The organism is Roseovarius sp. 217 (genome assembly GCF_000152845.1).
In the GTDB taxonomy this organism is placed as follows: Bacteria; Pseudomonadota; Alphaproteobacteria; order Rhodobacterales; family Rhodobacteraceae; genus Roseovarius.
This window is the reverse complement of sequence record NZ_CH902584.1, coordinates 620,993-641,299: the sequence shown is the minus strand read 5'-3', so window position 1 is coordinate 641,299 and position 20,307 is coordinate 620,993. Positions and strand designations below refer to the sequence as shown.

Here is a 20,307-nt window from a genome sequence, read left to right as displayed (position 1 = left end):
TACCGCTCTGTGGTACTCAGACTTGTCGTTTAAAAATCCGCATAACCTGCAATATAGTGTTTCGATCAAGCATCCAGATCGCTGTGAGATAAGATGCTGCCCCCAATAAAATCAGGAACAATAGGTAAACTCCACCCGGCCAGTCAGAAAATTCCGGCACAAGAATGAGGACAGCAGACATAAGAGCCACCCCGAGAGTTGGCGCCATGAGAGCCGCTATAAGGTCTTTTGGCTGCAGTTCGATCTCCCTTTTCAGAACCCAGTACCAAACTCCACTCATTATGACTTGCCTGGCGAGAAGCCCCAACCCCACACCCACAAGCCCGAAAGAGGCCCCAACCGCAACGCAAAGGATCTGCACAATGGAGCCGATAGTTGCAATCTGTAGCGCCGTTTTCGCCCGACCAACCGCAATAAGCAAAGGTTGATTGAAATAGAGCGGTGCACTGACGGCGGCAGCAACCGCCAAAATTGATAAAAGGTTGGATAGATCAATCCATTGTGGGCCCAAAATCACATCGGCTATCTGTTTTGAAAGCAACGCGAGGCCTACAAAAAGCGGGGTCGTCACGATCAAACAGACACGAAGAGCTATCAGATATGCGTTGCGAACACGGGGCAAATCATCCTGGATTTCTGAGAATGCTGGCAAGGCCACAGAGTTGATGCTTTGCGTCAGGATGGTCTGCAGCGCCTTGACGATGCGTTGGCTGACATACAGTAACCCCAGATCAGCAATGCTGATAAAAAATCCGACGATAACCCTATCCGCGCTGTCACCGATATAACGGACAACCCCGATTCCAGTTATCTGGAGCCCTGTAGGCAGCAGTTCTCTTAGTTCTTGTAAAGGCAACGCAAATGCCGGACGCCATGGCAAAGAGCGCCACAAAAGAATGGTGGAGATACTAGCGGTCACCAGATTCAAAATTACCAGGCTCCAGACCCCAGCCCCAAATATTGCGGCTATGATTGCGGCAAACCCGCCACACACGCCTGCAATCAGTGATCTCAGTGCTAAAGCCCGAAAATCAAAACTGCGCTGTAACAGAGCCGCGTGGACCGACCCCATGAATGTCAGGACCAATCCCAGCGACAATAATCGCAAAACAGGTGCCACACGCGGCTCATCTGACCATTCAGCAAAGAAGCCGGCCAACGCTATCAGAAGCCCCGCAAGTAAAGTCGCAAAGCCCAACATCGCCCAGAAACATGCAGTCTTGTGCCGGTCTGTGATATCGCGCTCGCGGATCAATGCGGTTCCCAGACCAAACTGCCCGATAACTTGCGCAAACATCACAAATGAATTCGCCAGTGCGACGATCCCAAAATCCCTTTCATCGAGAAAGAGGCGGGCTAGCACCAAGAATACCAGAAATCCGATCCCTTCACGAGCGACATTATGCAACGAGGCCCAAAGACCTGCCCTTACCACGCGTTTGCCACGTGACGATTGTTGCGTCATTGTTGGGCCTCGCGTGCCGAGCTCGGGCAGCCTTCAGTGTCTAACATCGACGCTATCAGATTGAAGTGGTTCAACTGAAACCAATGCGGCGCCCTCGGGCAGACTCAGAAAGATATCGGGGAAGGTTTGTGAAAATCGGGACGGATCGTCCATTCCAGTGAATAAGTATCGATTCTGCAGATTGATAGCGTCCGTCGGCATTCGAACTTTCGACAGAAACGACTTTCCAAAACCGTTGGCATGTCCCGGCATGCCTTTGGGACGCAGAATGTGTAACTGCCCTTTGTCATGCAGGTTTTCATAGAGCACCGAACGCCAGTACCTCGGCAAAAGCCGGTCACGCCCGTAGTGTTTTTCGATCCAACTCCTCAAAAAAGCTGGGCTTCGGTTGTAAACGGCGCGAATGATCCGCGAAACCTCATTCGCACCTTGCACCAGCACCCAAAGATCCAGATCACTATCGTTGTCATAGTCGAGGGGTACAATCCGCACCTCCAGAAGATTGTCCGCCCAAGACAAATCAATAAGATCCGTGGCCTCAAAATGATCACCGTCATGCAGAAAAATCCCCTGTGGTACAGCCAGAACATCCCGAAATCCGTCCCCATCGAAATCCGCGATTGCGCCATCAGCACTTGCCAAGGGTAACCCCAGGGCCTGAATATCGCGCAGTAAGGGTGCCTCTCTTGAAATCGGAAATAGCAGATTGCCCCGCGGCGAAAAGATAAACGCGTCCCAAACACCTTTGGTGGCCAAGTCGTTCAGGATTACTTTCTCCGTCCCAGTCACGGGCGCCTCCAAGCGCCAGAGCGGCTCGAAGCCTGCATCGCCTTGCTCAAACAGGGCGACCTCCCCCTCGGTAACCCAAAGTAGCGCTGACGGAGTTTTTTCTTGGACCCGCGGTACGAACCGAAAGACCCCGACACCCGGGAAATCCAATCCAAATGAGGCTGCGTCCTCGACAAAACTACCGTCTGGTTGCTGAACATAGAGCCGGTTTCTTGCCGTAGTATTGTCGGCTTCGAATGCATTACGCCCGCAAACCTGATAGAGATCAAGCCGCCCATCTCCGCTTACGTCATACCAACCAGCCTGACGCCCTGGACATCCGCCTTTCTCAATTCCGTATGACCCGATAGTATCTTGAAAACCGCTTTCGGTCCATTCGAACAGCTCATCTCGAGCGTCCGGATGGACGTCTGGCAACCGACCGCGTGCCCCCCCTCGGCTGACAAAGAGCACTTGCCTAGTTTTGCCGGGCAGTTCGGCCATAGCTAGGCTGTGCCGATCACGCGAGTGATATGTGAATTCATGCGACGTTGGTTCAATCGCTCCTGCACCTAGCTGCACGTTCGACAGCTCCGTCTCTGGATCTAATGTGATAATTACTGGAAACCCGTCGCTGGGTGATGGAACCGGCAGCATCTCTACCCGCCCGCCTTCTGGCACCTCAAAAACCAGTCGATGGCAATTGGGTATTGTATCACACTGCGTTTCTGACACCGACGCCCCGTCAAAGACCTCGTATTCGGTCCTCCATGGGATATCGAAGTACCCTTTGACACTGTCTCCGTGCATCAGCCGGTCTGCTTCGACAACGAAATGTGCTTCTCGCATATAAATTCGGATTGGTCGCAGTGTCGAAATTGGACCAAGACCAGCCTCAAAACCGGGTAGATTGGGATCCTGATAGAGACCGGACACATCAATATCATTCCCAGTATCGGAGTCTATCTGCCTGTCGCTTCCGAACTTCACCCACTGTGCGGAGCTGTGATTCACGGTCCAACGGTCAATTCGACCATCACCGTTCAAATCGGCAATACCCGCATCGAAAACATTGTATATTCCAAAATCTTCTGTAACTGCGAAAGCTTCTGAACCTGGTAAACTCCGTCTGGGATCGTACAGCACAGCCGCCACCAGAGCGATCAGACAGGTGAGCAGCAGCAATATTACGGAACGTCTGCGTATCATGGGAATTTCCCCTTCTGATCTGTCACCGCACTCTTTCGGTTTTCATACGCTGTGCCAACACGCAGAAGAGCCTTGTCGATCCAGGCAAGGTCCTTACCCGCTAGTATCGTGGCCTCATTTCGTCCCTGCACCCGATTGTTCAAAATGCTGGGGTCAATGTCTACACCGCAATACTGCGCGATTGCGCTCAGGTCTGTAGCCCCTTGTGTCAGTGCCTCATAGGAAACGATCAGGCCGCCAGTCTGTCTGGCGATTTCAGGAAACTGATTCAGAACGCGCTGCCGGTGTTGCGCGAACGCAAATGGTGTAAATGTCGGGTGATGCGGCCACGAAGCATACCAACTCATGGCAGGCGAAAAGTGCTGATAAGATCTAAACGCATCTTGAACATCACGGTAGATCATTAAAAACTTTGCATTGGGGAACAGCCAATGCAGAAAGATTGCTTCTTCAAGACCAAATCGGACTTCTTTCAATCCCCACCGATCTGCCCCAATTTCATTGGTAGGGTCCGAAAACATTCGGCATAGCATCGTTCTCATAGCATCTCTGAAATCCGGCAGGGAGGGGTAGAGATTTGCAATCCAGCTGGCCGTGAGATTGTCGCGATCATGCCCGGAAACAAAATACTCCTCTGGTGGCCAGTCTCGCGTCACGGGTCGTGGCAGACGCGCTAAGGTTTGGATAATTCCGCACAAATCATAGGGCTCGCCCCAAATCAGCGTCGATCGGTCCGAGCAGATCAAGCGTTGCAGCAGAGTCGAACCTGACCGCCACCCAGCAGAAAAAATGAAGATCGGATTGTCGTCTGACGCAACCGGAGGTGCCCGCTCGACGAGCGCTGCAAGACCGCAAAGTGGCGTCTTGATCTGAGCACGTGTTCGAATCCTCGTCTGTCTGGCGGCACGGGTCCCAATGAGACTTTTCATAATAGTCTTCACATACGGCATTTAGGAGGGATCCGAATAATTTAACGCCAAGTGTGCCTGACTTTGCGCACCCCGCGTTGAAAAGCACTGCGCAATGCTATCCAATAAATGTCTGCGTGAAAATCCTATGTTCATCCAAATATAAAGGTATCATCAACATAGGTTAGCTGAAGATAGTTTTCGACCTGCTCGCGCTCTAACTCATCAAGCGCTCGATCATAGATCAGGACAGCAGCGATTTCGATTTGGGTTTCACCCTTGCCCCTGATCTCCTCACCCAACACAAGACGTTGCAGGTCGGTGTTGAACGTATGGCTGCCACTGTCGATCAGCCCACCATTCAGATAGTGGTTGAACACGTCATCATCCAGCACCACCGACTGCACAAGCCAGCCAGGGTTTACCGCATTAATGCCTGAATCGAAGTCGTTTGATCCGCCATATCCCTGCACCGAAAGGGTTTCGTTATTCCAGCTGGAAACCAGACCAAAGGTTTCGTTCTGCGCCCCGTCACCATAGGCAACACCTGCGGAAAGCCCTTCGTGATCCAGATAATCAACCACAAAGAATATCGTCCGGTCCGCGTTGCCGGAAGACAGGCCGCTCAGCGTGTTGGTAGCGTTGACCCTTTCCAGCAGATCACCAGCCCCGTCAAAGGCAATCGCCGACTGACCTGTCGGCGTTGCATTGGCAACCAGCGTCGGATCGCCCTGTGCTAGAAGATCGTTGCCCCGACCTGACCCGTCCAGCCAACCGCTTACCGTATTGCCGGCCCCAAGACTGACATTCTCGCCCGATTCATAGGCCGCAACCAACCCAGCTGTCACCGGCACGCCCTGCGGGCCTCCCACCGTTACCGTGACCGTGGCACTGTCGCCGCCGGTTACCTGATAGGTGAACCTGTCCAAGCCGCTAAACCCAGAATTCGGGGTGTAGCTGAAGCTGCCATCGGTGTTGAACGCCAGCGTTCCATCAGACACATCGCTCAGCAAGCTGGCCGTGAACGGATCGCCTTCGGCATCCGTATCGTTGGACAACACACCGGTCGCAGCAGTCACGACAAGCGCCGTATCGACTGCCGTCCCATAGGCGTCATCCACCGCATCCGCCAGATCGTCGACAGGTGTTCCAGTCAGGTTGACAGTCGCTTGATCAACGCCGCCCTTCCCGTCGCTCAACTGGTAGATAAAGCTGTCCACATCGTTGTAATTCGCATCTGCTGTGTAGCTGAACGTCCCGTCCGCGTTCAGCACAAGCGTACCATTACTGACATCGCTGAGCAGCGACACGCTCAAAGTGTCGCCATTGGCATCGTTGTCCACTCCGTTGCCATTGTCGGCCAAAACATTCCCGACAATAGCCGTGTCTTCGACAAAGGTCACCGCATCATCGGCAGCAACCGGCGCAATATTGTTAGGATCGGTGATATATTTCGTCTGCAGGAAGTCTTCAACCTGCACGCGTTCACTCTCGTTCAGCGCCCGATCATAGATCAGTACGGCAGCAATGTTCATTTCGCCTTCGGCAGCCCCCTTGATATGGGCCCCCAGAACCAGCTTGGTCAGCGTGGTGTTGAATGTGTGCGCGTCGGTATCGATCAGGTTCCCGTCGAGATACTGCGACAGAACATCGTCATTAAGCACCACCGATTGCACCGCCCAACCCGGTGAGATGCCATCCGCTCCACTGTCAAAATCGTTTTGACCACCCCAGCCCTGAACCCCGTAATTGCCCGTAGAACCGTCAGCCACCAGACCAAAGGTCTGATTGGTCGTGCTCGTGCCATAGGTCACACCAGATGACCGCCCGTTCGTGTCCAGATAATCAACCACAAAGAATATCGTCCGGTCCGCGTTGCCGGAAGACAGGCCGCTCAGCGTGTTGGTAGCGTTGACCCTTTCCAGCAGATCACCAGCCCCGTCAAAGGCAATCGCCGACTGACCTGTCGGCGTTGCATTGGCAACCAGCGTCGGATCGCCCTGTGCTAGAAGATCGTTGCCCCGACCTGACCCGTCCAGCCAACCGCTTACCGTATTGCCGGCCCCAAGACTGACATTCTCGCCCGATTCATAGGCCGCAACCAACCCAGCTGTCACCGGCACGCCCTGCGGGCCTCCCACCGTTACCGTGACCGTGGCACTGTCGCCGCCGGTTACCTGATAGGTGAACCTGTCCAAGCCGCTAAACCCAGAATTCGGGGTGTAGCTGAAGCTGCCATCGGTGTTGAACGCCAGCGTTCCATCAGACACATCGCTCAGCAAGCTGGCCGTGAACGGATCGCCTTCGGCATCCGTATCGTTGGACAACACACCGGTCGCAGCAGTCACGACAAGCGCCGTATCGACTGCCGTCCCATAGGCGTCATCCACCGCATCCGCCAGATCGTCGACAGGTGTTCCAGTCAGGTTGACAGTCGCTTGATCAACGCCGCCCTTCCCGTCGCTCAACTGGTAGATAAAGCTGTCCACATCGTTGTAATTCGCATCTGCTGTGTAGCTGAACGTCCCGTCCGCGTTCAGCACAAGCGTACCATTACTGACATCGCTGAGCAGCGACACGCTCAAAGTGTCGCCATTGGCATCGTTGTCCACTCCGTTGCCATTGTCGGCCAAAACATTCCCGACAATAGCCGTGTCTTCGACAAAGGTCACCGCATCATCGGCAGCAACCGGCGCAATATTGTTAGGATCGGTGATATATTTCGTCTGCAGGAAGTCTTCAACCTGCACGCGTTCACTCTCGTTCAGCGCCCGATCATAGATCAGTACGGCAGCAATGTTCATTTCGCCTTCGGCAGCCCCCTTGATATGGGCCCCCAGAACCAGCTTGGTCAGCGTGGTGTTGAATGTGTGCGCGTCGGTATCGATCAGGTTCCCGTCGAGATACTGCGACAGAACATCGTCATTAAGCACCACCGATTGCACCGCCCAACCCGGTGAGATGCCATCCGCTCCACTGTCAAAATCGTTTTGACCACCCCAGCCCTGAACCCCGTAATTGCCCGTAGAACCGTCAGCCACCAGACCAAAGGTCTGATTGGTCGTGCTCGTGCCATAGGTCACACCAGATGACCGCCCGTTCGTGCCCAGATAATCAACCACAAAGAACATCGTCCGGTCCGCGTTGCCGGTGGGGAGGTTGAAAATCGTGTCGGTAGAATTGACCCGCTCCAGAAGGTCGTCTGCGCCATCAAAAGCAAGCGCGGCCTGACCCGTTGGCGTTGCATTGGCCACAAGCTGCGGATCACCCTGAGCAAACAGGTTGTTGCCGCTACCCGAGCCGTCCAGCCAAGCCGAAACCGTATTGCCCGCTGCTAAGCCAATCTTGATATCCGACTGCAACAGCAGCACCAAACCGCCCGTTACAGGAACCTGATCTGAAATTCCAACCTGTATCTCTATATTTGACGAAAAGGTGGTATCAGTCCCGTCCGTCACCTCGAGAAAGGCTTCAAACGAGCCTTCGGTGGCATAAGTATGGCTGGCCGTGACTTCTCCGGTCGGCCCAACCACCCCGGTGGCGCTATTTCCGTCGCCGAAGTGCCAGACGTAGTTCATCGCATCATTGTCGGGGTCAATTGCGGTAGCTGTAAAAGTGATCTCAGTTGTACCGGCACCTCCGATGGCCAGATCCGATTGTTCGTCGGTGATAACAGGAGCGAAGTTGACATCCCCTGCCTCGATCTGGAAAGCCGATGAAAGCACCGTATGGCCCGGGTCAGATACCGACAGCGACACGTTATAGCGGCCATCAATCGTATAGGTGTGCTGGACCGAAATTATACCATCGACGGCAACCACGTCATTGACGATTGTCCCATCCCCAAAGTTCAGCCTATAGGTCATCGCATCACCTTCGGCGTCAGTGATAGATGCCGTAAAGGTGACTACCAGCGGCAGGTCACCTGTGAGCGGTGTGAGGCTGGTCGCGACAATCGCCGGCGCAGCGTTGCTGTCAAAAGTAATTCGGCGCACCTCACCAGAAGCTATCATCACATAATACAGTGCGCCGTCTTCTCCTACAGTCAGCGAGACAATCTCATTCGTGGTGCCCGGAAGCTGAGCTGATGGTTTAAAATCAAAGTTCCCTAGAACCTGCGTGCCGGTATCATCCAAGACCAAGTACTTGATGAAATCATTGGTGTAATCGCCGTAGAAGTAAACTCCGTCCCACTCCTCCGGAAACATGTCGCCGCGATAGACTTCACCGCCTGTAATCGAGGTCGACTGCCCCTGATGGTCGATTGAGAAGATCGGCGCAGAATAAAAATCACCGGCGGCCGCATCAGCAAGGTCGTTATCCGGCAGTGGATAGTCGTTTGGATCTTCCGGGCTCGCCCCACCATTCACATAGGTGTTGGGCGTGCCTTCGTAGAAGGGCCAGCCATAAAACGCACCAGCCTGATTCAGCGAGCTGGTATGAATATCGTCATGAGCGATCAGCTGCTGATTGCCACCGACCTCACCGATGTAGAATTGGCCATATTCCGCATCCCACCGCGCGCGAAAGGGATTTCGCAGGCCGTAGGCCCAAGCATAATCGTTAAAGCCGTCGTTGGGATCTACCCAAGGGTTAGCCGCCCAGCCATCCGACCCATCCGGCACCGTGCCGTCCGAATTGACCCGAATGATCTTGCCCGAGGACGACGCCGGATCAAGCATGATATCATTCCCGCCCGCGGCACCTTCGCCCGGGGTTGTAGACTGGAACTTGTCAGAGGTGGTCAGCCAAAGCTTGTCATCGGGGCCAAAATCCAAACCCCCGCCATAATGGCAACAGGCCAAATATCCATCGGTGTCTTCCCAAACGGTAAATTCGCTGTTCAAAGCCCCCGTCGAGGTAAGCCCCCCTGAATTTTCCTGATGTTCGAACCGCGCTATGCGGGCATTTTCCGGATTGTTCGGTGTATAGTAGAGATAGAAATAGCCGTTATTCTCGAAATCGGGGTCAAGCGTGATGTCCAGCAGGCCCCGCTCCTGGCCAGAATCGATATTGTTGATGGTCATATAGATGCTGTTTGACCCGGTTTCCGGGTCAACAATCCGAATCTCCCCGTCCTTGGACAGCAAAAGCATCCGGTTGTCGGGCAGGAAGGTCATCGAGATTGGCAGGAAAAAAGGCGACCCCCCTGTCATATCTCCACGGGAAACAACGGCTTCGTCACGGAACCCATCCAGTGACAAAGGCAGCGTTCCGATATCCAAGCTGGCCGTCGCCACGTCGGACACCGCTCCGTTCGCATCAGTTAACTGGTAGGTGAAGCTGTCCGAACTACCGCTGCTTCCGTTATGGGTGTATGTGACGCGCCCGGTCACCGGATCAATGCTGTCGATCGTCCCATGATCCGGACCATCTAAGATGGTGATCGCCGAACCGTCCAAGACAGCATCATCATAGTCATTGCCGAGAATATCCAGCTCGGTCGTGACTCCTATCCCCGCATCCAGGATCTCGCCAACTGCGATCGGTGTGTCGTTTATGCCGTCGTCTGTCAGGTATTTGTTAGTCAGATAGGTTTCGACATCTGCCCGCTCCACTGCGTTCAGCGCCCGGTCATAGATCAATACGGCAGCAATGTTCATTTCGCCTTCGGCAAGCCCCCCGATATGGGCTCCCAGCACCAGTTGGGTCAACGTGGTGTTAAACGTATGCGTATCAGTATCGATCAGGACCCCGTCGAGATACTGCGACAGAACATCGTCACTAAGCACCACCGACTGCACCGCCCAACCCGGTGAGATGCCATTCGTTCCACTGTCAAAATCGTTTTGGCCGCCCCAGCCCTGAACCCCGTAGTTGCCCGTAGTACCGCCCGCCACCAGACCAAACGTCTGATTGGTCGTGCTGGTGCCATAGGTCACACCAGATGACCGCCCGTTTGTGCCCAGATAATCGACCACAAAGAACACCGTCCGGTCTGCACTACCAGTGGGCAGAGCACTCAGTCCGAGAACTGCCCTAAGCGTGTCTTCCTCCCCGTCAAAAGCTATAGCTGGAAGGCCAGCTGGCGTTAGCCCTGATACGAGGGTAGGATCTCCCGATGCATTTAGGACGATATTGGACGCGGAAGCATCCTCCCATCGCGTAACTGTCCCACTCTGCGTGGTTAATCCCGACGCTGTTTCCAGATGCAGAACAAGTCCATTCAATACCGACAAAGGCATGGAAACCTCCTAGAATTATTACGGCCCCAAGAGGTCTTAGGGCAAAACGGTTAGATCTTTTCACCAAACAACTACTGACCTGCGGCGCTTGGCCTTTTCAGTTCAGAACCGCGCCTGCTGACAGGCGTTTCTGAAAAGTAACCAAAGGTCGTAACTAATTGCCTCTACACACATTCATAAGCGAGTAGGCATTCGACATCCAATGCAGGACAATCCATTCCAATGAAAACACCGAATGAGCGGCACATACTTGCATCTACGTCCCAGTTAACAGTGAACTCCCCTGGACTGCCTAAAACAAGACATAATTTGGCCAGAATCGAAAAATACGCGGCGCATTTTATGAAGACATTGAAATTCAGCCTTTTTCGGCAAATTGGCTTCGGACCAGCAAAACCTCCTCACCGGCGATTGTCGTCAGGTCGTGAACAAAGTCGCTTGAACGGGGAAATAGTTCCTGAACAATCTTGGTTGATTCGTGATAGGCAATCGCTGGAAAGAGCGCCCGCCTTTAAAATTTCCCACTCCCGCGGTGAAAACAAAAAATGAGTATTTGACACATAAAGGGCAAGCGTCATGAAAAGAGTCGGCATTTCTCGTTCTGCTGTGGTGGCTCCTTGAACCGTGCGTCATTGAGCAACTCCCCATCCGGAGGACAGGATCAGGCAAGCCCACAAATGCTAGAGCCAAGGCTATAAATTAATTCTGCCCCCAAAAAATTTGGAACCCGCTTGATGTCATGTATGCTAGGAAACCGGCAATACGAATTGCCATTCCCTGCGATGAAGGCGCACGGCTCTCTTTTTGACCCTCTTTTGCGGAGAATTCGCGTGACCACGGCTGGCTCGCAGGAACAGACAGGACCTCGTCGTGTACTAGCGACACGGGCGGCCGCGTCTCCACTTTTGACAATTTTCCTGATAACGATCCTACTGCCTATCTCTATGGAGGTTGCGGGGCTGAGGCTGTCGCCAAATCGGTTATATCTCCTTGTCTTTTCGGTGCCGTTCGCAATCAAAGTTATACAAGGTGCAGCCGGACGTTTCACGTTTGTCGATCTCACGTTCATCCTGTTCGGCCTCTGGATCATGCTAGCCCTTGTGGTCTCGCATGGAACTGAGCGTATTCCTTTTGCCGGGATTAACGTGGTCGAAATGGTCGGAGGGTATTTTGTCGGGAGGATTTTGGTGCGAAATTTACAGGATTACAATGCCATGATCCGGTTCATCCTGATCGCCATGGCTTGCCTACTTCCCTTTGCCTTGATTGAGGCCACGACCGGCAAAATGATCCTTCCTGATCTGTTTCGCATCGTCTTCGACGCCCCCTACAGAGGTGACAGCGCCTATGGCAGGATGGGACTGGAACGGGTCTATTCCGTCTTTGATCACCCAATCCTGTTCGGGCTGTTTTGCTCTACTGCGCTGGCGAATGTTTTTTATCTGTTTGCAGCCCGACCAACACTGGCCTTGTTCGCCGCTACATTCACTTTGGGTATGTCGTTCCTGTCGCTCTCGTCCGCCCCGTTGCTGGCGTGCGCCATGCAAATCGGATTGCTGGTCTGGAACCGTATCATGGGAGGGCGTTGGACCCTTTTCCTGATATTGAGCGTCATTCTGTATGTTGCACTCGACCTAGCTTCGAACCGAACGCCAATCACCATCATTATCGAAACGATGACTTTCAATTCCGGAACAGGATGGACGCGCATTGCGACCAATCAGTTCGGCTGGGCCTCTGTCTGGACCTACCCTATATTTGGCCTTGGTTTCAATGACTGGGCCCGGCCGGATTGGTTGACATCTTCAGTTGATAATTTCTGGTTAGTTACAGCCATGCGCTACGGTTTTGTCGGGTTCATTTTGATCGTTACCTCATTCTTCTTTCACATGCTGATGCTGTGTCGAGCACAAATATCCGGCAACGACGTGACGCGCTGCCGAACGGCTTACGGTATAACTCTGGCTGCTATATGCTTCACGTTGATCACCGTGCACGTCTGGGACACGATGGCGACCTTTGTGATGTTCTTTGTCGGCGCCGGGGCTTGGATGTACACCTCGGACAGCAACAAGACCGAGATGCAAACTGAACCCCCTCCAGAGTCCGGGAACAGACCTCGCTATACACGATTCGACCGGAACACACCCCGTAGTTCAATACGGGTTAAGCAAGAAAGTTCATTAAAATGACGGCTGCGAGTCCACTCGTGTCAGTGATAATACCCTGCTTCAACCGTGAAACAACAGTCCATGAGGCTGTCCTAAGCGTCCTGACTCAGGATTATGATCCAATTGAACTGATCGCTGTCGATGACAATTCGACCGACGGCACGATTGCCGTTCTCGAAAGTATTGACGACCCGCGATTGCGGATTCTACACAATTCCGGAGACCGGGGCCCCAGCCAGGCACGGAACCACGGCATAAGATCCTCGACAGCACCTTGGATCGCATTTCAGGACAGCGACGATATCTGGCTACCCGGTAAGCTGAAACGCCAGATGGACTACCTACAGGACAGTGATTTCGTCGCGGCCTATTGTGGCATGCTTATAAAGAAAGACACCCATCCTGAAACCCCGGTAAAATACCGGCGCCCGGCCCCCGAAACGTCTCCGCTAGAAGGTGACATACTACCCAGCCTGGCGCTCGAGAACTATATTTCGACCCAAATGCTGGTCGTGCGGCACGACATTCTTGACCAGATCGGCGGTTTCGACGAAGCACTCCCCGCCTTGGTCGATTGGGAATTGATGCTACGCGTTGCGTCCCTAGGGCCGGTGGCTTTCATCGACGACGATCTCGTCGTGCAGCGGATGTCTGAGAACTCACTCACGCATTCCTCGAAGAAGCGCCTCGCCGCCCAGGAACATATTTTGAAGAAACATTATGATCTTCTAGGGCGCTACCCCGGAGTGCTGGCACATCATCATCATCGTATCGCCGGAGGCCACCGAGCCCTCGGGCAATATACAACGGCCGCCTCTCACGGCTGGGCAGCCTGGCAGGCGCAGCCGGGAAATTTGCGCTATCTGTTTCATGCCACCTATCTGATGCTCAGAACGCTTGGCCGTCTCAGGACCACTTGATAATGCACTGTCGGTCTTCGTATAGAATGGAACATCCGAGCGGTCCGAGTATTGGGGGCTCTGGCTTGTTTGTATGATTGATTATGCGGCGTGAACTTGGCCGGAGCCATGCCCGAAAGTTGGTGACGGCGTGATCAGACGGGGTTTGAAGGTGCTTGATCCCGTCCTTGAATGCAATACTCTGACGCTCTCCGGCAGGCGATTTGCGCCGTCGAATTTTCACCATTTCGTTTGCGCTGACATCACCAGCCTGTCACCCTGATCGAAACACGAAAACTCTTGCCACGGGCGGTGCAAGGGTCGGGGTCGAACCAAGGGCCACCACCAATTTTCAGCGATAACTCCACTTGCAGATCCGGCGATGACTGGTCGTGGCTACATTGATATGTTTATATCGGGCGTGAAGCAGGTTAGAATTCCAAGGTACCTGTCTGTCTGATACCCTATGTCACTCTCATTGTTCCTATCAGGAAAGGCAGTGGATTGTCTTGAGTTGGTTCTCCCATTTATGATTGGAACCACCTCTACGTGTGGAGGGTTACGTTCCGTTGCGCTTGTCTGTCCGTGTGGCACCGGTTGTGTTGGCATCTGATAGAAAAGCCCGCGTTATCATGGGTGCGCTGGCTATTGGGGCTAGGAAAGGTGTAGGCGCATGACTGTTACCACGCCCGAGGGGCATGACCTCGGCAAACCAATATATGTCGTCAATCCTATGGGCTTCGATGGCAAAGGACCTGCACATACCTGCCTGAGCATTTGCAAAGCCGCAGGGCAGTTGGGATATGAATCGTACATCTTCGGAACACGGCGGCGTGTGGATGTACCCGCAGGCTGCACGCTCCGGATCCCTTTTAGCAATGTGGGAAGTTTTTTGCCTTACAGTTATTTCGGCCCAATGTTGCGTCGTGCAACAGAACGGATGATTCCGCGCATAGTTCCTGAAGGTGCCTTGGTCTATGTGTGGCCATCCCTTGCGCCCAAAGCGTTGTCAATCCTTAGGGATCGCGGCTGTCGTATCGCCGTCGAGGTTATAAACTTTCATACGCAGGCTGAAAAACGGATAATCGAGGAGGAGATGGACCGCGAGGGATTGACCTATTCCCACTATGTGACACCCGAGAAGATCGCTTCTCAGGAGATTTTTCTGAACGATGCGGATATTGTGTTCAGCTCTAACGCCCTGGCACGGCAATCCCTTGTCGATTATGGGTGCGACGCGGAAAAAATTGTTCTGACTCGATATGCATCTCAATGCACTATCCCACCAATACCAAAACCGCTTAGAGGCAATCAAGATGGGCCGTTGGAGTTCCTGTTTGTTGGGCGCGTAAATCTAGAAAAAGGTGTGCATCATTTGCTTCGTGGCTGGAAGCAGGCGGGGGAGCCCGGGACATTGCATCTCTATGGAATACTTGACTCGGCCTTTGCCAACGCCTTCGCCGATTTTCTGAACCTCCCATCAGTCAAGCTGCACGGATATTCGGATGCCATTGATGAAGCCTACAAGAAGGCCGACGCCTTCCTATTCTTGTCGTTGGCGGAAGGTGGGCCACAAGTTACAGTGGAAGCTGCAGAACATGGATTGCCCATGGTCACATCGGTAAACGGGGGTGGCCGGATCGCGGTGGATGGCAAGACGGCCCTCGTCGTTGATCCTACCGACGTTGACAGCACGGCACATGCAATCCGCCGCATAAGCGATGACGCTGACTTGCGGGCTCGGTTGGGAAACGCAGCGCGGGACTTTAGCCGAGAATTCACTTGGGAACAGGCCGCCCGAGAGCGGTTCGGTGCGATGACACGCCAGCGAGGTAGCGTGTGACGACCCAGATTCGGCGGGTTGGCGACAGCCATCTACGCCAATCTCAACCGTTCCGCCCGTCCTGCTTCACTCGAGCGGGAGCGTCCGAGGCGTGGTATGATTTTCTCGGCGCAGCCAGTGTAATCTCAGGTTAAAGCCGGTGTGCCTTAAATGTTTGATCCCAGATTTTGATGGTGCATTATTTTCCTTGGAATGGAAGGAAGCACTATGGGCCAGGTTCTCCACGGCAGCGCCACGACGACGGAGGCAATCCGTCGAGCGATACAAAATAGTAAAGAGGCCTGAGAGCGCTTGCGAAACACCACCGCTCCTCCTGCGTCCAGCCCGGCAAGACTGCAAAAGGTCTTGCCCAGATCAATGCCCAAAACCTTGATGCCCATCAGATGCTCTTTTCTCCACCTAGGTCCGCCACAGTAGCAGCGGGTTGGTGAGACGGCAGTTCGTCCCATTAGCTTATAATCTGGGACACTGACAAATTGGACAATCCGCCACTCAACTGAGACTTGAACATTCCAGCCAAGGCAAGCGCTGGTTTGCTTAATACCTCGCCCTTGAGTGTCGCAATTCCTATGTCCCGAACGACCTCCGGTTCGGACAGTGACAAGACCCGAACGTGCTCCGGCATCTGAGCCGGAACCGCCAACTTCGGAACTAGGCCTATCCCCAACCCGGATGTCGCCAAGTCCACCAAAGTAGCCGCTTGGCGCACACTGCAAGCAATGTTCAGCGATCGTCCGGACCGTTCGAGATATTCCGTCAGCATCGCAGGCGTCTCCCGCTCATCTTGCAGCACAATGACCGGCATTCCTTGCATAACGAGCAGTGGCAAACGAGACAGTAAATCACGGGAAAGCGTTTCCGGAAGGTCCTCGAAATGATCACGAGAGGCCAGAGCCACGAGTGGTTCGCGCAGCAGGCGCTTGAACACCAGGTCCGATTTGGCTTGCACAAAGGGGGTTATGCCAAAATCGATTTCCCGTTGCCGAACGGCGCTCAGCAGATCGTTCGATGTGACCTCTCGAACCTGAAGTGCCACTTTCGGAAAACGGGACCGAAACTGTGTCAATACGGGTGCGAGAGTCCCCGCAGCCAATGTAGGAGCGCATCCGAAAACGACGCGCCCCATTCTGCGTTCGGCTGCATCGCGCGCCTCGGAGATTCCGTCCTCGAGGCTCCGAATCGAGTTCTGGACCCGTTCAAGCAGGAGTGCCCCATCCGGCGTCGGGGTTACACTGCGCGTTGTGCGCTCCAGCAATTTTAGGCCGATCTGATCTTCAAGCTCGGCAATCTGCATGCTGATCGCCGATGGCGTGCGGCCAAGTTCTTCGGCGGCCCGGGTGAAACTGCGCAACTGGGCCACCTGAGCGAAGGTGTGCAAGAGTTTGAGATTGACGGACAACAGCGTTCTCCATGGGCAAGTTGACGGGTGGCAACGCACCGCTAGGCAAGCGCGTCATGTTAATTTAGATAATCTGCAAAATAGGTCAGTTTTACAAGATTGAATGAATAAGCTCGGTTCGTCTACCGTTCAAGATACGGAGTCTGCGACGCTCAAGATGCGCTCCTGAACAGAACTCTAATCAAGTGAGGAGGACACAATGTCGTATGCGAAGCGTATCGGCTATCTGATCAAGCGCGATGATCTGACCCTGGAGCAATTTCATGAGCACTGGCTTGGAACGCACGCGGAACTTTGCAAGAAGCTTCCCGGACTCCGCCGCTATACCACCAATCTGATTGATCGCGACTCTTTCCCGGAAGCTGGTTGGGACGGTTTTTCTGAACTGTGGTTTGACTCCGTCGAAGACCATGATGCCGCATTTGCGAGCAAGGAGGGTCAGGAGCTACTCGCGGACACACCCAACTTCGCCAAATCCCTGTATGGCGTTATCGTTACCGAAACCCGGCACATCTGGCCCTGATCTGCTGAATGTGAATAGCTCGTGGCGGGTTTGATCGACGTAGAACGAGCCAGCGGATGCCCGAGCAGGCGGCCTGACGTCCCGCAGAGTCATGTCACAAAAACTGATTAATCTTTTAGTTTAATAAGATGGATTGAACAACGATCTCTGATCTATCTTGTCTGCAAGACAACGAATCCCATCCACGAAGATAGGAATCCCTTGGCGATCGTCAGGGGACAGCGGCCTGCGGCCTTGCGCCTGAATGCCGGTCAATCACAGCAGGAATATGAAAAGGAGAGCCGGAATGAAACCGTTGGAAGGCCTGAAAATTGTAACCGTCGAGCACTTTGCCGCGGGCCCCTATGGTTCGATGTATCTGGCCGATATGGGCGCGACTGTGTTCAAGGTGGAAAACACCGCCTCGGGTGGCGATCCAGCACGCAAAATGGGCCCGTACTTTCTGGGTGACAACGACAGCCTGGTGTTTCAGGGCTGGAACACCAACAAGAACAGCATCGCGCTCGATCTGAAAAGCGAAGAAGGGCGCGAAGCCTTTCTGGCGATCGCGCGCTCGGTCGATGCGGTGATGAACAACTTGCGTGGCGATCAGCCAGAAAAACTTGGCATCGACTATGCGACTCTGAAAGCTGCCAAGAAGGACATCGTCTGCCTGCATATCTCGGCCTATGGGCGGAATAATTCCCGTGCCAACTGGCCGGGATATGATTTCCTGATGCAGGCCGAAGCGGGGCTGATGCACCTGACCGGCGACCCGTCCGCAGACCCCACTCGCTTTGGCGTGTCTATCATCGACTTCATGACCGGAACGGTTGGAGTTCTGGGGCTCCTGGCGGCGCTGCGGAAGGCCGGGCAAACCGGAGAGGGATGCGATGTCGATGTCAGTCTGTTCGACGTGGCGCTGCATCAGCTGGGCTATGCCGGGACCTGGTATCTCAACGAGGGATTGGAAAGCAGCCGCGTGGCGCGCGGATCGCATATGTCGGTTTCGCCGGTGCAGACGTTCACGGCGCAGGATGGCTGGATCTATGTGATGTGCATGACCGAACGGTTCTGGGAGCTGATGGTGGACAAATTGGGCCGCAATGACCTGAAGACGGACCCGCGCTTTGTCAATCAGCACACGCGCTCAACGAACCGCGATGCGCTGACCGAGGTTCTGGACGCCGAGTTCGCCAAAGCCCCGGCGGAACATTGGCTTGAAACATTCCGCGGCCTGCTACCCGTCGCACCGGTTCTCAGTGTGCGCGATGCATTGGAAAATCCGTTTATTGAAGAGGTTGGCATGATCTCGGACGTCCCCCACGAGATGCGTCCTGATATGCGCCTCTTGTCGAACCCGATCAAATTCAACGGCGAGCGTCTGTCGCAACGCCCTGGCAGCGCCTTTGGGGCTGGCCGCGCAGAAAGGGCCTGAAGAGTGTGAGCGAACCCATGAACCGAGAAAACTTCCCCGCCGTGCTTGAGGGTTATGGCACGATCCGCCTCTATCGCGCCAGTATGTCAGAGCGGGTGGGCAGCAAGCTGTTGGCCGATCTGGAGGCCGCTTTTGATGCATGCGACCGGCGTGACGGCGCGACGCTGTCCTTTCACCATCACGTGCGCAACGGCGATGCGGTGCTGAATATGGTGCTGGCGGTGGCCGAGCGGCGGGGGCTCAAGGATCTGCACGTTGCGGCCTCGTCGATCTTTCCGGTGCACGAACCGTTGGTGGGCCATATCGAACGCGGCACTGTCACCGGGGTTTCTGCGGGCTTCATTTCAGGCCCGGTCGCCGAAGCGATCTCGGTTGGGGCTCTGCCAAGACCGGCGATCCTGCGGACCCATGGCGGACGCGCCCGGGCCATTGCGGCGGGCGAATTGCCTATTGATGTGGCGTTTGTCGCGGCCCCCGCCGCCGATCCGCTTGGCAATATCTCTGGTTCAATCGGACCGCGGGCCTGTGGCGCCCTAGGCTATCCCAAGGCTGATATCGTCAAGGCCCGCCTCGTGGTCGCCGTGACCGATACGTTGGTGCCCTTCCCGGTCCCGCAGATCGAGATCGATCAGCAATCCGTCGATTGGGTGGTCCCGGTGAAAAGCATCGGCGATGCAGCAGGTATCCTGTCGGGCATCACGCGCCCCACCACCGAACCTATCGGGCTGGAAATCGCGCGGCGCACGGCCGCCGTCATTGAGGCGAGCAGGCTACTGATCCCTGGCTTTTCGTTGCAAAACGGTGCCGGTGGTATCTCCATCGCCACAGCGGATGAACTCGCGCGCTACATGACCAACGCCGGGATAAAGGGCAGTTTCGCAGCAGGCGGTATCACCGGATTTCACGTCAAGATGCTCGAGGCTGAGTTGTTCGAAGCGCTGCTCGATGTGCAGTGCTTCGATCTTGCCGCCGTGCAATCCTATGCCAGCAATCCGCGCCATCTGGGGATGTCGGCGTCGGTCTATGCCTGCCCCGGCCCACGCGGCGCGGTGGTTGATCTGCTGGATACCGTCGTACTGGGCGCGACTGAGATCGACTTGGATTTCAATGTCAATGTCACCACCCGGTCAGACGGGATGATCAATGGTGGCTCGGGCGGGCACGCTGATACCGCTGCGGGCGCCAAACTGACCATCATCACCACACGGCTGACGGCGGCAGGCTTTGCCAAGGTCGTTGACCGCGTCGGCACGGTGACCACGCCCGGAGAAACCGTCGACGTTCTGGTGACCGAGGCCGGGATCGCTGTGAACCCGCGGCGCGGTGATCTGGTGGAACGGTTGGGCCACGCGGGGTTGCCCCTGCGCAACATCGCTGACTTGCAGCGCGACGCGGCGGCGGTGGCGACCCGCGCGGCGATCCATCCGGCAGACGGGCGGATCGTGGCGGTGTCGGAGTATCGCGACGGGTCGGTTACGGATGTCATCAAAGAGGTGCCGCGACGGGATTGAGCGTATTCT

The 20,307-nt window shown here is 54.9% G+C and carries 13 protein-coding genes; 7 read left to right on the top strand and 6 right to left on the bottom strand.

From position 1 onward, the window contains the following. Positions 1-16: 16 nt before the first annotated feature. The 4 genes from ROS217_RS23095 to ROS217_RS02960 all read right to left on the bottom strand — a co-directional run bounded on the left by ROS217_RS23095 (position 17) and on the right by ROS217_RS02960 (position 10,535). Complete coding sequence (locus tag ROS217_RS23095) at positions 17-1,465, bottom strand: lipopolysaccharide biosynthesis protein (RefSeq protein WP_009816173.1); 1,449 nt, start codon at positions 1,463-1,465, stop codon at positions 17-19. A 33-nt stretch (positions 1,466-1,498) separates the two neighbouring features. Beyond that, positions 1,499-3,442 (bottom strand): FG-GAP repeat domain-containing protein, encoded by a 1,944-nt coding sequence (locus ROS217_RS02970; protein WP_040650319.1) that lies wholly within the window; start codon positions 3,440-3,442, stop codon positions 1,499-1,501. Then, on the bottom strand, positions 3,439-4,392 hold the full coding sequence (locus tag ROS217_RS23355; RefSeq protein WP_083781504.1) for a sulfotransferase: 954 nt from the start codon (positions 4,390-4,392) through the stop codon (positions 3,439-3,441). Before ROS217_RS23355 ends, ROS217_RS02970 begins: the two co-directional genes overlap by 4 nt. 110 nt (positions 4,393-4,502) lie before the next feature. Further along, positions 4,503-10,535, bottom strand: a complete 6,033-nt coding sequence (locus ROS217_RS02960; RefSeq protein WP_157046528.1) for an Ig-like domain-containing protein — start codon at positions 10,533-10,535, stop codon at positions 4,503-4,505. A 222-nt stretch (positions 10,536-10,757) separates the two neighbouring features. On the opposite strand from ROS217_RS02960, the gene ROS217_RS23985 reads away from it, so the two are divergent. The 4 genes from ROS217_RS23985 to ROS217_RS02945 all read left to right on the top strand — a co-directional run bounded on the left by ROS217_RS23985 (position 10,758) and on the right by ROS217_RS02945 (position 15,448). Further along, positions 10,758-11,084, top strand: coding sequence for a hypothetical protein (locus ROS217_RS23985; protein WP_157046527.1), 327 nt, complete (start codon positions 10,758-10,760; stop codon positions 11,082-11,084). A 281-nt stretch (positions 11,085-11,365) separates the two neighbouring features. After that, the gene (locus tag ROS217_RS02955) at positions 11,366-12,727 is read left to right on the top strand and encodes an O-antigen ligase family protein (RefSeq protein ID WP_157046526.1); all 1,362 of its coding nucleotides are present in this window, start codon (positions 11,366-11,368) and stop codon (positions 12,725-12,727) included. Continuing rightward, the gene (locus ROS217_RS02950; RefSeq protein WP_009816168.1) at positions 12,724-13,626 is read left to right on the top strand and encodes a glycosyltransferase family 2 protein; all 903 of its coding nucleotides are present in this window, start codon (positions 12,724-12,726) and stop codon (positions 13,624-13,626) included. Before ROS217_RS02955 ends, ROS217_RS02950 begins: the two co-directional genes overlap by 4 nt. A 652-nt stretch (positions 13,627-14,278) precedes the next feature. Then, the gene (locus ROS217_RS02945) at positions 14,279-15,448 is read left to right on the top strand and encodes a glycosyltransferase family 4 protein (protein WP_083781503.1); all 1,170 of its coding nucleotides are present in this window, start codon (positions 14,279-14,281) and stop codon (positions 15,446-15,448) included. Between the two features lie 146 nt (positions 15,449-15,594). On the opposite strand, the gene ROS217_RS24280 is transcribed toward ROS217_RS02945, so the two are convergent. Next, complete coding sequence (locus tag ROS217_RS24280) at positions 15,595-15,828, bottom strand: hypothetical protein (protein ID WP_198134927.1); 234 nt, start codon at positions 15,826-15,828, stop codon at positions 15,595-15,597. Between the two features lie 68 nt (positions 15,829-15,896). After that, entirely contained in the window at positions 15,897-16,847 is a 951-nt protein-coding gene (locus ROS217_RS02940) for a LysR family transcriptional regulator (protein WP_040650318.1), read from the bottom strand. Between the two features lie 199 nt (positions 16,848-17,046). Here ROS217_RS02940 and ROS217_RS02935 point away from each other — a divergent pair, with 199 nt between their 5' ends. The 3 genes from ROS217_RS02935 to citF all read left to right on the top strand — a co-directional run bounded on the left by ROS217_RS02935 (position 17,047) and on the right by citF (position 20,298). Further along, positions 17,047-17,370 (top strand): EthD family reductase, encoded by a 324-nt coding sequence (locus ROS217_RS02935; protein ID WP_009816164.1) that lies wholly within the window; start codon positions 17,047-17,049, stop codon positions 17,368-17,370. 286 nt (positions 17,371-17,656) lie between these two features. Further along, on the top strand, positions 17,657-18,787 hold the full coding sequence (locus ROS217_RS02930) for a CaiB/BaiF CoA transferase family protein (RefSeq protein WP_009816163.1): 1,131 nt from the start codon (positions 17,657-17,659) through the stop codon (positions 18,785-18,787). Between the two features lie 17 nt (positions 18,788-18,804). Beyond that, entirely contained in the window at positions 18,805-20,298 is a 1,494-nt protein-coding gene (citF, locus tag ROS217_RS02925; protein ID WP_009816162.1) for a citrate lyase subunit alpha, read from the top strand. Positions 20,299-20,307: the final 9 nt, after the last annotated feature.